The organism is Streptomyces sp. NPDC005004 (genome assembly GCF_053600675.1).
On sequence record NZ_JBSGAH010000001.1, the window covers coordinates 355,887 to 368,385 of the forward strand.

The window sequence follows — 12,499 nt, forward strand, 5'->3', positions numbered from 1 at the left end:
GGCACGTGTGACCGTACGTCCCCGCTGAGAAGGAGCCGCAGACCATGCTGGAAGAAGTCGAGCGCTGGCTGGCCACCCGCTCCTGGTCCGTGGCCGACCGCCCGCTGCACCGCGTCCTCGCCGCCAAGCAGCGCTCCGGGCAGACGGTGTCCGTGGTGCTGCCCGCGCTGAACGAGGAGGAGACGGTCGGTGACATCGTCTCCGTGATCCGCCACGACCTGGTGACGCAGGCACCGCTGGTGGACGAGATAGTCGTGGTGGACTCCGGGTCCACCGACCGCACCTCCGAGGTCGCCGCCGCCGCGGGCGCGCGGGTCGTGCACCGTGACGCGATCCTGCCCCGGCTGCCCACGGTGCCCGGCAAGGGCGAGGTGCTGTGGCGGTCGCTGCTCGCGACCGGCGGCGACATCGTGGCCTTCGTGGACGCGGATCTGAAGGAGTTCTCCTCGGACTTCGTCCTCGGCATCGTCGGCCCGCTGCTCACCGATCCGCAGGTGGACCTGGTCAAGGCGATGTACGACCGTCCGCTGGGGGGTGCCGCCGGGCAGGGCGGGCGGGTCACCGAGCTGATGGCGCGGCCGCTGCTCAACATGCACTGGCCGCAGTTGGCCGGTTTCGTGCAGCCGCTGGGCGGTGAGTACGCGGCCCGGCGCTCCCTGCTGGAGCAGCTGCCGTTCCCCGTGGGGTACGGGGTGGAGCTGGGGATGCTGGTGGACTCCCTGCACCTGGTCGGGCTCGACGCGCTGGCGCAGGTCGACGTGGGTGTCCGCAAGCACCGGCACCAGGACGGGCAGGCGCTTGGGCGCATGGCCGCGGCGATCTACCGCACGGCTCAGTTGCGGCTTGCCCGGGGGCATCTGGTGCGGCCCGCGCTGACCCAGTTCGAGCGGGGAGTGTCGGGGTTCGAGCCCCGCACGTACTCGGTGGACACGGAGGAGCGGCCGCCGATGGCGGAGATCGCGGAGTACGCGGCTCGCCGGGTGGCTTGACGGGGGCGACGCCTCGGCTTCGCCGTCGGCGCCGGTCGCCGTCGCTCTCTCCCCCCTCCCCGCACCGCCCGTACGGCTCGTGTCGTCGGGTGCGGACGGCCCCCGGTGGAGCGTCCTCGCCGTCGGCTGCCTCGGATGCGCCCTACGCCGTGAAAGGCGGGATGTATACGAGGCGCCGTGTCGGGTCGCGCGTACGTTTGAGGGTTTCGGTGCCGGGCTAGGTTGAGGACCATGGCTTCAACGCAGGGTGCTGAGGTGCTGGTCGCGTCGAATCGCGGACCGGTGTCGTACACGGTGGGTCCGGACGGGGCGCTGACGTCGCGGCGCGGTGGTGGCGGGCTGGTTTCCGGACTGTCGGCGATCGGGCCGGACACCGACGCGGTGTGGGTGTGCGCGGCGCTCGGGGACGGTGACCGGGAGGCGGTGCGGCGCGCGGACGGCGGGCTGCTGCCGGCGGCGGACACCGGCGGACAGCGGGTGCGGATGCTGGACATCGACCCGCAGACGCACGCCGAGGCGTACAACGGCATCGCCAACTCCGTGCTGTGGTTCGTGCACCACATGCTGTACCAGACCCCGCTGGAGCCGGTCTTCGACGCGGAGTTCCGGCAGCAGTGGGAGGCGTACCGGGAGTACAACCGGGCGTTCGCCGAGGCGCTGGCCGAGGAGGCGGCGCCGAACGCGGCGGTGCTGATCCAGGACTACCACCTGGCGCTCGCCCCCCGGATGCTGCGCGAGCTCCGCCCCGACCTGCGCATCGGCCACTTCTCCCACACCCCGTGGGCTCCGCCGGACTACTTCCGGCTGCTGCCCGACGACATCGCCGCCGAGCTGCTGAGCGGCATCCTGGGCGCGGACCGGGCGGCGTTCCTGACCCACCGGTGGGCCGACGCGTTCATCGCGTGCTGTCACGCCGTGCTGGGTCCGGGCATCCCGTCCGGCACGGAGATCGGCGTGCACGGGCTGGGCGCGGACGCGGACTTCCTGCGGGAACGGGCGCACCGCACCGACGTGGACGAGCGGATGGCGGTGCTGCGCGACGAGATCGGCGAGGGGCGCCGGACGGTCGTCCGGGTCGACCGCACCGAGCTGTCGAAGAACATCGCGCGCGGTCTGCTGGCGTACCGCCGCCTCCTCGTGGACCACCCGGAGTGGCGCGGGCGGGTCGTGCACGTGGCCTTCGCCTACCCCTCCCGGCAGGACCTCGCCGTGTACCGCGCCTACACGGACGAGGTGCGCCGCATCGCGGAGGAGATCAACGCCGAGTTCGGCACGGCGGACTGGACCCCGGTCCTCCTTCACGTCGAGGACGACTTCGCCCGCTCCCTGGCCGCCTACCGGCTGGCCGACGTCGCCCTGGTCAACCCCATCCGCGACGGCATGAACCTCGTCGCCAAGGAGGTCCCGGTCGTCTCCGACGAGGGCGTGGCCCTGGTCCTCTCCCGCGAGGCGGGCGCCTACGAGGAACTGGCCGAGGACGCGATCACGGTCAACCCGTACGACATCGTCGGCACGGCGGAGGCCCTCCACGAGGCCCTGACCCTCCCGCCCGCCGAACGCGCGGAACGCTCCAAGCGCCTGGCGACGGCGGCGACGGCCCTGCCCCCGACCCGCTGGTTCCTGGACCAGTTGAACGCGCTGCGGGGCTGACCGCCGGGTTCGTTCGGCACCCAGGGGTCCGGCACCCGACCGGGGACACCGGCCGGGTGCCGGACCCCTGGGTGCCGGTGGGCTGTCACGGCGGCCGGGTCGGCGGTGGCGCGCTCCCGAGCGGCGGGTGCGCGTCGGGTCCGCGCGTTCCTCCCCCGGGAAGACGGCAGCACGCCGAGGCGTGCGGCTCGTCCTCAGTCCATGTGCGCGGCCAGGGTGCGGAGGAGGTCCACCACGCCCTGGGGGCCGTCGACCACCAGGTCCGCCCGTTCGGCCAGTTCCGGGACCTCCGTGCTGCCGCTGCAGACCAGGAGACCGGGGGTGCCGCCGGTGCGGAGTTTCTCGACGGCGGCGAAGGCGGGGAGGTCGCCGAGGTCGTCGCCCGCGTACATGACGGCGTCGGCGCCCAGGGCGCGGACGTGGTCGAGGAGGGCGACGCCCTTGTCCATGCCGGGCGGGCGGAGTTCGAGGACGAGGCGGCCGGGTTCGACGATCAGCCCGTGCCGGGTGGCGAGGTCGGTCAGCGGAGCGCGCAGCGCCTCGAACGCGGCGTCCGGGTCCTCCGCGCGGCGCGTGTGCACGGCGACCGCGCGGCCCTTCTCCTCGATCCAGGTCCCGGGCCACGCCCCGGCCCGGTCCAGCACGCCCGGCAGTTCGGCCCGGACGGCGGCGATACCGGGGTGCGGCGCGGGGGCGCTGACGTCACCGGTGGCCGCGTCCCAGCGCTCCGCGCCGTAGTGCCCGAGGACGACGAGATGCCCGAGTCCCTCGACTCCGGCGAACCCGCCGTTGCGTACGGCCACCCCGGCGGGGCGCCCGGTGATCACGGCCACGGAGGCCACCTTCGGCGCCAGCTCCGCGAGCACGGGCACCGCCTCGGGGTGGGCCCGCGCCTGCGCGGGGTCGGCGACGATGGGAGCCAGCGTCCCGTCGAAGTCCAGACCGATCACAGCCCCGCGCGCGCCTTCCACCAGCGCGCGCAGACCGTCCCGGCCGGCCGGGGTCGTCGGAACCGGCAGGTCCCTCGGGGTGGCGGAGTCCGTCTCGGGGATACCCATGAAACGACCCTATCCACGAGGGGCCCTCCGCACTCCTCCACCGGGGGGAGTCGTGGTGCGTCGCACCCGGGAGCGGCACTCGGGAAGCACGCACGCGGGACCACCGCGGGGAGTGCCGGTGCTCGGAGTCGGCGCCGGGTGCCGGAGGCAGGCGCGGCGTTCGGGGCGAGGCCGGCACTCCGGCCGCCGGGCTTCGGGGCACCGCGACCGGGCAGGCGCTCACATCCCCGCGCCCGGGCCCGGACCCGCGGGCCACCGCGCCCGCGCACGCCCCTCGAAGCCGCGCGGCGTCAGCGTTCCGAACGTCTCGCCTCCCGCACCCGGCGCAGCCTGTTCACCGTCACCGGGTCGTGGGCGAGGGCGCGCTCGTCGTCCAGGAGGGCGTTGAGGAGTTGGTAGTAGCGGACGGGCGTGAGGCCGAGTTGTTCGCGGATGGCGCGTTCCTTGGCGCCGGGGCCCGCGAAGCCCCGGCGCTCCAGCGCGAGGATCGCCTGCTCGCGGGGGCCCAGTTCCATGTCGGCAACCGTAACCCCCGCCTGGGGCCTGTCTGACAATTCTCGTCTGCCGCGCGACGACGGGAATCGTCAGACAGGCCCCAGGACAGGAGGTCAGCGAGCGGCCACCCGGCTGTCCGCCAGCGTCGCCGTGGACTGGAGCCGGGTCAGGACGCCCGAAGGGCTGCCGTCGGGGGCGACGGCCTGGCCGATCTGCTGCTTGACGGCCGCGCTGACCTCGGCCCAGGAGGTCTTGTCGACGGGGTACTGCTCGGCGGTCTGGAGCTGGTCCAGGAAGGGGTGCAGTGCCTCGTCGCGCGGGGCCTGGGACTCGCTCATGGCCTCGGAGGCGGAGGTGGTGACGGGCAGCAGTCCGTACTCGTGGGAGAAGGCGAGCACGTTCTTCTCCTTGTAGACGAAGTCGAGGAAGCTGCCGATCTGGTCGGCGTGGCCGTGCTGCTTGAAGCCCATCATCCAGTCGGCGACGCCCATCGAGGGCTGGTGGTCGCCGTCGCGGGTCGGCATCGGGACCATGCCGAACTTCACGCCCTTGGACTCGGCCTGCTGCATCAGCGTGGGGTGGCCGTTGAGCATCCCGACCTCGCCGTTCGCGAACGCGGAGAACGCGGCGGCGCGGTTCAGGCGCCCCGGGGCGACCGGCCCGGTCAGGCCCTTGTCGACCAGGTCGTCCTTGAGCCAGGTGAAGGTGCGGATGTTCTGGGTGGAGTCGATGGTGTACGTGCCCATGTCGTCCGTGTAGTTGCTACCGCCGCTGAGCAGCCACTGCATGGTCTCCGCCTGCGCCTCCTCGGACCCGAGCGGCAGCGCGTAGGGGTACTTCACGCCCTTGGCCTTGAGTGCCTCGGCGTCGGCGGCCAGCTCGTCCCAGGTGGTGGGCGGGTCGGTGATGCCGGCCTTCTCGAAGAGCGTCTTGTTGTAGAAGAGGACGCGCGTGGAGGCCGCGAACGGCATTCCGTACGGCGTGTGGTCCCACTCGCCCGCGTCGGAGAGCTGCGAGACGAGGTCGGCCTGGGTGCGGATGGAGAGCAGGTCGGAGGCCGAGTAGAGCTTGCCCTTGGCCGCGTAGTCGGCGTAGGCGCCGATCTGCGCCATGTCGGGGGCGTGCCCGGCGGCGACCATCTGCTTGACCTTGGCGTCCACGTCGTTCCACGAGTAGACGCTGACGTCGACCTTCACGTCCGGGTGCTTCTTCTCGTACGCGCTGACCAGCGTGGCCCAGTACTTCTTGGAGCTGTTGGCCGGGGAGTCGCCGTAGTCGGCGGCGACCAGCTTGAGGGTCACATGCGAGGAACCCGTGGTCCCGCAGCCGCCGAGGACCGCCGCCATGCCCATTGCGGACACCACCGCGATCGTTCCTGCCGTACGCCGACGCACCGTCAAAACCCCGATTCCCTCTACCGACTGTTCGCTATGTGAACACATGTCTACACCACGTGAGTGGACTAGACCTCTCATGGGTCACCGGGTCACACTGGACAGGTGAGACATGTCATCGCCCTGGACGTGGGCGGCACCTGGATGAAGGCCGCTCTCCTCGGCGCAGACAGCGCACCTGCCCCGGGCGCGGCCCCCGTACTCCTGCACCGCGAGCGTCGCGCGACCGGCCGCGAGCGCGGTCCCGAGGCGGTGGTCGCGGAGATCCTCGACTTCGCCGCCGACCTCGCCGCGCACGGCGCCGCGCACCTGGGCGGGCCCGCCGTCGCGGCCGGGGTCGCGGTGCCCGGCATCGTGGACGAACGCGGCGGTCGCGCGGTCTACGCCGCCAACCTCGGCTGGCGCGACGTCCCCCTGCGCGACCTGCTCGCCGAGCGGCTCGGCGTGCCCGTCGCGCTCGGCCACGACGTGCGCACCGGCGGCCTCGCCGAGGGCCGGATCGGCGCAGGGAAGGGCGCGGGACGCTTCCTGTTCGTGCCGCTCGGCACCGGCATCGCCGGCGCCATCGGCATCGGCGGCGGGGTCGAGGCGGGCGCCCACGGCTTCGCCGGTGAGATCGGCCACATCGTCGTACGCCCCGGCGGCGCCGACTGCCCCTGCGGGCAGCGCGGTTGCCTGGAGCGGTACGCCTCGGCAGCGGCCGTCGGCGAGGCGTGGGCGCGCGTGTCCGGCAAGGACGACGTCGATGCGGCCGACTGCGCGAAGGCCGTCGCGAACGGCGACCCGGCCGCCGAACGGGTCTGGCAGGACACGGTCGACGCGCTCGCCGACGGCCTCGTCACCGCGCTCACCCTGCTCGACCCGGGCACCCTGATCATCGGCGGCGGGCTCGCGGAGGCGGGCGAGACGCTGTTCCGTCCCCTGCGGGAGGCCGTGGGGCGCCGGATCACCTTCCAGACCCCGCCGACCATCGTCCCGGCCGCACTCGGCGACACCGCCGGGTGCCTCGGCGCCGGACTGCTCGCCCGCGATCTCCTGGGCCCCGCCGGCCCGGACCGCACCGACCCCACGGAGGTAACCGCCTGATGGCTCCCAGCTTGGTACTCACCGGCGCACGGGTGGTGCTGCCCACCGGCGTGGTGGACGACGGCCACGTGAGCGTGGAGGGCACGCGGATCACCGCCGCGGGCCCGGCCGAGGCGGCGCCTCCCGCCCCGGCGGACGCCGAGGTCGTCGACGCGAGCGGCCACTGGCTGGTCCCCGGCTTCGTGGACCTGCACAACCACGGCGGCGGCGGCGCCTCCTTCGCGGTGGGCAGCGCCGAGGACGCGCTGACCGCCGTGCGCGCCCACCGCGCGCACGGCACCACCACCCTGGTCGCCTCCACCGTCACCGACGACCTGGACCTGCTGGCCCGCCGCGCCGGTCTCCTCGGCGAGCTGGCCGAGCAGGGCGAGATCGCGGGCATCCACTTCGAGGGCCCGTTCATCTCCCCGTGCCGCAAGGGCGCGCACTCCGAGGCACTGCTGCGCGACCCCGACCCGGCCGAGGTCCGCAAGCTGCTCGACGCCGCGCGCGGGCACGCCCGCATGGTCACCCTCGCCACCGAACTCCCCGGCGGCCTGGACTCCGTACGGCTGCTGGCGGAGCAGGGCGTGATCGCGGCCGTCGGCCACACCGACGCGAGCTACGAGCAGACCGTCGAGGCCATCGACGCGGGCGCCACCGTCGCCACCCACCTCTTCAACGCCATGCCTCCGCTCGGCCACCGCGCCCCCGGCCCGATCACCGCGCTGCTCGAAGACGAGCGGATCACCGTCGAACTGATCAACGACGGCGTCCATCTGCACCCGGCCGCGCTCCAGTTGGCCTTCCACCACGCGGGCGCCGACCGGGTCGCCTTCATCACCGACGCGATGGACGCGGCGGGCGTGGGCGACGGGCGCTATCTGCTCGGCCCCCTGGAGGTCGAGGTCGCGGACGGCGTGGCCCGGCTGGTCGAGGGCGGCTCCATCGCGGGCTCGACGCTGACCCTGGACCGCGCGTTCAAGCGTGCGGCGACCGTGGACCGGCTGCCGGTGACCGACGTGGTGACGGCGCTGTCCGTCAACCCGGCCCGCCTCCTCGGGCTTTCGGACCGGATCGGCTCGCTCGAACCCGGCAAGGACGCCGATCTCGTGCTGCTGGACGCCGAGTTCGCGGTGAAGGGCGTCATGCGCCGGGGCGAATGGGTTCTCGCGCCCCAACTGCCCTGATCCGTACCTCCCTTCACTCGACGGCGGCCGTCCCCGAGGTGGGCCGGCCGCCGTCTCTTTGGCATGATCGGGGCCCCGGAAACCGAAGCCGCGCCAACTTTCGAGGGAGGTCGGACCGGGTGATCCTCACGGTCACGCTGAACACCGCTCTCGACATCACGTACCGCGTACGGTCGTTGCGCCCCCATGCCTCCCACCGCGTCTCCGACGTCGCGGAACGGCCGGGCGGCAAGGGCGTCAACGTGGCGCGGATGCTGGCCGCGCTCGGGCACGAGGTGACGGTCACCGGGTTCGCGGGCGGCGCGACCGGCGGGGTGCTGCGCGAGCGGCTCGCGGGGACGGCGGGGCTCACGGACGCGCTGATGGCGGTGGCGGGGCCGACCCGCCGCACGGTCGCCGTGGTCGACGAAACCACCGGCGACACGACCCAGTTGAACGAGCCCGGACCGCAGATATCCCCCGCCGAATGGGCCGCGTTCCTGCGCTCCTACGACACCCTGCTCACCGGCGCCTCGGCGGTCGCCCTCTCGGGCAGCCTGCCCCCGGGCGTGCCGGTGGGCGCGTACGCGGGCCTGATACGCGTGGCCCGCTCGGCCGGGGTGCCGGTCCTCCTGGACACCAGCGGCGAACCCCTGCGCCGCGGCGTCGCCGCCCGCCCCGACATCGTGAAGCCGAACGCCGGCGAACTGGCCGAACTGACCGGCTCCCACGAGCCCTTGCGCGCCACCCGCGACGCCCGCCGCCGCGGTGCCCACGCCGTGGTCGCCTCCCTCGGCCCGGCCGGCCTCCTGGCCGCCACCCCGGAGGGCCACTGGCGGGCGACCCCGCCCTCCCGCCTGTGCGGCAACCCCACCGGCGCGGGCGACGCGGCGGTGGCGGGACTGCTGTCGGCCCTGGTGGAGGGAGCCCCCTGGCCGGGCCGACTGGCCCGCGCAGTGGCCCTGTCAGCGGCGGCCGTACGAACGCAGACGGCGGGCGCCTTCGACCGCACGGCTTACGAGAAGCTGGCCGGCCGGGTAACGGTGACCCGGGAATCCGACGCGGCTTGAAAATCAATCAATCATGGCCAAAATCCGTCGATACACGCGAGCTCTTAAATCATACGATCGCTAGCGATCATGGTTCCGTAACTCGCAAGGAGAACCACATGCGCAAATCGTTGGCCGTAAAGCGAATCGCTGCGCTTGGTATAGCCTCGATGGGACTCGCCGTCTCCTTTAGCTCCACCGCGTCGGCTGATCAGGCCGGCGTCTGGATGACTGGCGGTCACAGCTTCAACATCCGAAGCAGCGCCAGCACTTCTTCGTCCGTAGTGCAGACGATTACCGATCCCAACACCAAAGTGCCTTGTACCACGAACCCGTGCACGCGAGACAACGGCGGCGGCTCATACACGTGCTGGTCTGGAGGCCCGTCCGGTAACGACTGGGTCAAGGTGACGTGGGGCGGAAAGACGGGCTGGGTAGCCATCCTCTGCGTCGAAGGCGGACGTATCTGAGCAATAGCAACGACCGCCTGGCAATGTCCGTCGGCCGTCAGAAGCCAAAGCTTCTGGCGGCCGTCGTACTTGGCGGATCTTGCGTGATCTCACAGCGTCGGCGGCACGCGAAGTCGACCTCTACTTGGTGATGGAGAACTGGTCCAGAACGGCGTTGCACTGGTTGCCGTCATTGCAGGCGACCACAAGTGACGGTCACCGGGTTGCCGGCGGCACGACCGGCGGGATGCTGCGCAACCGGCTCGCGGGGACGGCGGGGCTCACAGACGCGCTGGTGGAGGTCGCGAGGCCGACCCGCGACCGGGCGGTCCACGACGAGCTGCGCGGGCGGATCACAGTGATTGACAAGAAGGCCGCAGCGTAGAAACCCCGGGCGGGGCCGGATTCACCCCGCCCGCGCGGCGGCCTACTTCCAGCCCGCCTCTATCCACATCGTGTCCAGATTGGCTTCACACTGGTTGCCCGATCCGCAGGAGATGCTGATCGTGTTGGTCCCGCGCTTCAGCATGATGTTCGCCCAGGTGTGGGTCCAGCCATGTTCCCAGTTGCCCTCGGGCGCCTTGGCGAAATTGGACATGTTGAGCGGACGGTCCTGTGACGTGCCGTTCACCGTAAGCGTCATGTTGGCGTCCTTGCCGGGGACCCCGTACTTCACGTTGAGTGTGTATTTCCCGTCCTTGGGAATGCCGTCGAACGTCCACGTCGCCGAGGCGCCGACCTGGTTCAGACCGCCGACGTAGGTGCCACCCGCCCCCTCCGCGCCCTTGATGTCCGAGGCCGGGGCGGCACCGCCTGCGAGCTGGATGCCAGAGCTGTCGGCGGCGTCGGTCTTCGGCAGCCCGCCCCCCGTCTTGGCGGAGGGCTTGGCGCTGGGGGCCGTGCTCTGCGACTGCGTCGGGCCAGGGCTCGCACCCCCACCCGCGTCGTCACCCGAGTCTCCGTTGAACATCGCCACGCTGATACCGATGATGACCACGGCGACCACCGCGATCGCGGCGATCAGCAGGACGTTGGTGTTGGGACCACGCCGCCCGGCGTTCTGCTGGGACCGGCTGCCCGTCGGGGCGGCACCGGGGGCGGCCTGCGGGGTCTGGACCGTCTGCTGGCCGTAGGCGGCCTGCTGCGGTGGGACCTGCTGGCCGTAGGTCTGCTGCTGGGGGTACTGGCGCTCACCGACCGCGCGCACCCGGCTGACCGCGTTCGGGTAGCCGTAACCGCCGGACGGCGGCTGGGCGCCTCTGGCCTGGCCGTCGGCGTACAGGTAGCCGAACGGGTCGTCTTCCTCGGGCGTGCTCGCGCCGTTGTCGCCGGGCGTCATCCCTGGTACTCCTCAAGCAGGTGCGGGCGGATGGGGTACGGGTTGGCATGGCGAGCCTACCTTCCCCCATACCCGAATTCGCTCGAACGGGTGAGGCCCCCGAGGCCCCCAAATCGGGCGAGTCGGCCCGTCTCAACCCACTGACCTGCGGATCACCCGGCACGCCGGTGCTGTTTGGGACGAGATCGTTTCTCTACGTACATCCGCTCGTCGGCTGACTTCAACACCTCGTCCGCCGTCATCCCGCAGTGCGCCCAGCCGATGCCGAAACTGGCGCCCACCCGCACGGCCCGTCCCTCGGCCCGGATCGGCTGGATGATCTCGCCCCGCAGCCGTCCGGCGAGGTCCTGCGCGTCGGCCCGGCCGAGCCCGTCGGCGAGGATCACGAACTCGTCGCCGCCGAGCCGCGCGACCGTGTCGCCGTCCCGCACGCCGTTGCTCAGCCGCCGCGCGACCTCGATCAGCACCGCGTCGCCCGCGTTGTGCCCGAAGCGGTCGTTGATCGACTTGAAGCCGTCCAGGTCGCAGAAGAGGACCGCGAGACCCTTGGCACCGTCGTCGTGGCCGCCCTCGGGGGCGATGGTGTGCACATGGTGGTCGAAGGCGTCGTACGCCTCGACGCCGGAGCCGAAGTCGAAGCCGTGCCCGGCGTCCGCGTCGCCCGGGTGGCCGTAGGCGGCGTCGAGCGAGTCGAGCCCGCCCGCCTGGGCCGGGCGGCGGCACAGCCGGGCGGCCAGCCGCGCGCGCAGCTCGGCGGAGTTCGGCAGCCCGGTCAGCGAGTCGTGCGAGGCGCGGTGGGCGAGCTGCAGCTCGCGGCGCTTGCGCTCCTCGATGTCCTCGACGTGGGTGAGCAGGAAACGGGGTCCGTCGGTGGTGTCCGCGACGACGGAGTTGCGCAGCGACACCCAGACGTACGTGCCGTCCCGGCGGGCGAGCCGCAGCTCGCCCCGGCCGCCCTCGGGGGAGGTGCGGCGCAGGGTGGTGACGTCCTCGGGGTGGACGAGGTCGGCGAAGGAGTAGCGGCGCATCGCGGCGGCGGGGCGGCCGAGCAGCCGGCACAGCGCGTCGTTGGTGCGCAGGATGCGGCCCTGGTGGTGGTCGCCGTCCATCTCCGCGACGGCCATGCCGGAGGGGGCGTACTCGAAGGCCTGGCGGAAGCTTTCCTCGCTGGCCCGAAGTGCCTGCTGGTCGCGCTCCAGGCGGACCAGGGCGCGCTGCATGTTGGCGCGCAGATGGGCGTTGCTGAGGGCGATCGCGGCCTGGAAGGCGTACATCTGGAGCGCCTCGCGCCCCCAGGCGCCGGGCCGGCGGCCGCCGTGCGGGCGGTCGACGGATATGACGCCGATCAGCTCGCCCCGCGCCCCGCCCTGGACGCCGGGCGTGTACATCGGCGCGAAGAGCCGGTCGCCGGGGTGCCACCCCTCCTCGAACCGCGGGAGGGGGCCCTCGGTGTACCACTGCGGTACGTCGTCCTCGTCGAGGACCCAGCCCTCGTGGTGGGGGATGAACACGAGGTCGCCCCACAGCTCGCCCATGCGCAGCCGCCGCTCCCAGGACTCCCGGGCGCCGACCCGGCCCATGATCAGGGCCTCGGCCGCCGGGTTGCCGGAGAAGGCGGCGACGACCAGATCGCCGTCGGGGCGGACCAGGTTCACGCAGGCCATCTCGTACCCCAGCGCGGTGACCGCGCCGTCCGCGACGATCTGCAGCGTGTCCGCCAGGCTGCGGGCCGTGTTCATCTCGGCCATGACCTGATGCAACTGACGCAGGGACGTGAGCGGGACGTACGGCTCCGAATCTGTCTCCATGCTCGCCCTCCCCCTCCCCCGAGACCTCGCCGCG

The 12,499-nt window shown here is 72.5% G+C and carries 11 protein-coding genes; 6 read left to right on the top strand and 5 right to left on the bottom strand.

What is annotated here, in order from left to right; genetic code table 11:
• Positions 1 to 44 precede the first annotated feature (44 nt).
• Both ACWEEU_RS01600 and ACWEEU_RS01605 read left to right on the top strand, forming a co-directional pair.
• On the top strand, positions 45 to 989 hold the full coding sequence (locus tag ACWEEU_RS01600; RefSeq protein ID WP_385744689.1) for a glucosyl-3-phosphoglycerate synthase: 945 nt from the start codon (positions 45 to 47) through the stop codon (positions 987 to 989).
• 231 nt (positions 990 to 1,220) lie between these two features.
• Entirely contained in the window at positions 1,221 to 2,639 is a 1,419-nt protein-coding gene (locus ACWEEU_RS01605; RefSeq protein ID WP_451727323.1) for an alpha,alpha-trehalose-phosphate synthase (UDP-forming), read from the top strand.
• Positions 2,640 to 2,833: 194 nt separating this feature from the next.
• On the opposite strand, the gene otsB is transcribed toward ACWEEU_RS01605, so the two are convergent.
• From otsB to ACWEEU_RS01620, 3 genes are all read right to left on the bottom strand, one after another.
• Positions 2,834 to 3,697 carry a trehalose-phosphatase gene (gene otsB / locus ACWEEU_RS01610; RefSeq protein ID WP_451727326.1) on the bottom strand — a complete coding sequence of 288 codons (864 nt, stop codon included), beginning with the start codon at positions 3,695 to 3,697 and terminating at the stop codon, positions 2,834 to 2,836.
• Between the two features lie 290 nt (positions 3,698 to 3,987).
• Positions 3,988 to 4,212: a DUF3263 domain-containing protein gene (locus ACWEEU_RS01615; protein ID WP_385750428.1), complete on the bottom strand. Its 225-nt coding sequence runs from the start codon at positions 4,210 to 4,212 to the stop codon at positions 3,988 to 3,990.
• 93 nt (positions 4,213 to 4,305) lie between these two features.
• Positions 4,306 to 5,634 carry an ABC transporter substrate-binding protein gene (locus ACWEEU_RS01620; protein WP_451727331.1) on the bottom strand — a complete coding sequence of 443 codons (1,329 nt, stop codon included), beginning with the start codon at positions 5,632 to 5,634 and terminating at the stop codon, positions 4,306 to 4,308.
• Between the two features lie 57 nt (positions 5,635 to 5,691).
• On the opposite strand from ACWEEU_RS01620, the gene ACWEEU_RS01625 reads away from it, so the two are divergent.
• The 4 genes from ACWEEU_RS01625 (at position 5,692) to ACWEEU_RS01640 (ending at position 9,703) form a co-directional block, all read left to right on the top strand.
• Positions 5,692 to 6,672: an ROK family protein gene (locus tag ACWEEU_RS01625; RefSeq protein WP_451727334.1), complete on the top strand. Its 981-nt coding sequence runs from the start codon at positions 5,692 to 5,694 to the stop codon at positions 6,670 to 6,672.
• Positions 6,672 to 7,841 carry an N-acetylglucosamine-6-phosphate deacetylase gene (gene nagA, locus ACWEEU_RS01630; RefSeq protein ID WP_451727337.1) on the top strand — a complete coding sequence of 390 codons (1,170 nt, stop codon included), beginning with the start codon at positions 6,672 to 6,674 and terminating at the stop codon, positions 7,839 to 7,841. Before ACWEEU_RS01625 ends, nagA begins: the two co-directional genes overlap by 1 nt.
• A gap of 119 nt (positions 7,842 to 7,960) precedes the next feature.
• Positions 7,961 to 8,890: a 1-phosphofructokinase family hexose kinase gene (locus tag ACWEEU_RS01635; protein WP_451727340.1), complete on the top strand. Its 930-nt coding sequence runs from the start codon at positions 7,961 to 7,963 to the stop codon at positions 8,888 to 8,890.
• 528 nt (positions 8,891 to 9,418) lie between these two features.
• The gene (locus ACWEEU_RS01640) at positions 9,419 to 9,703 is read left to right on the top strand and encodes a hypothetical protein (protein WP_451727343.1); all 285 of its coding nucleotides are present in this window, start codon (positions 9,419 to 9,421) and stop codon (positions 9,701 to 9,703) included.
• A gap of 42 nt (positions 9,704 to 9,745) precedes the next feature.
• Here the strand turns inward: ACWEEU_RS01640 and ACWEEU_RS01645 are convergent, their stop codons facing one another.
• Together ACWEEU_RS01645 and cdgB are read right to left on the bottom strand one after the other, a co-directional pair.
• On the bottom strand, positions 9,746 to 10,657 hold the full coding sequence (locus tag ACWEEU_RS01645) for a carbohydrate-binding protein (protein WP_451727346.1): 912 nt from the start codon (positions 10,655 to 10,657) through the stop codon (positions 9,746 to 9,748).
• Between the two features lie 152 nt (positions 10,658 to 10,809).
• A complete protein-coding gene (gene cdgB, locus ACWEEU_RS01650) occupies positions 10,810 to 12,465 on the bottom strand; it encodes a diguanylate cyclase CdgB (protein ID WP_385744438.1) in 1,656 nt (551 codons plus the stop codon).
• Between the last annotated feature and the right edge of the window lie 34 nt (positions 12,466 to 12,499).

Bases quoted from the DNA above. Each gene is read 5' to 3' on its own strand.
- ACWEEU_RS01600 (WP_385744689.1), top strand. From the start codon at position 45: ATGCTGGAAGAAGTCGAGCGCTGGCTGGCCACCCGCTCCTGGTCCGTG.
- cdgB (WP_385744438.1), bottom strand. From the start codon at position 12,465: ATGGAGACAGATTCGGAGCCGTACGTCCCGCTCACGTCCCTGCGTCAG.
- ACWEEU_RS01615 (WP_385750428.1), bottom strand. From the start codon at position 4,212: ATGGAACTGGGCCCCCGCGAGCAGGCGATCCTCGCGCTGGAGCGCCGG.
- ACWEEU_RS01620 (WP_451727331.1), bottom strand. From the start codon at position 5,634: ATGTGTTCACATAGCGAACAGTCGGTAGAGGGAATCGGGGTTTTGACG.
- ACWEEU_RS01605 (WP_451727323.1), top strand. From the start codon at position 1,221: ATGGCTTCAACGCAGGGTGCTGAGGTGCTGGTCGCGTCGAATCGCGGA.
- otsB (WP_451727326.1), bottom strand. From the start codon at position 3,697: ATGGGTATCCCCGAGACGGACTCCGCCACCCCGAGGGACCTGCCGGTT.
- ACWEEU_RS01645 (WP_451727346.1), bottom strand. From the start codon at position 10,657: ATGACGCCCGGCGACAACGGCGCGAGCACGCCCGAGGAAGACGACCCG.
- nagA (WP_451727337.1), top strand. From the start codon at position 6,672: ATGGCTCCCAGCTTGGTACTCACCGGCGCACGGGTGGTGCTGCCCACC.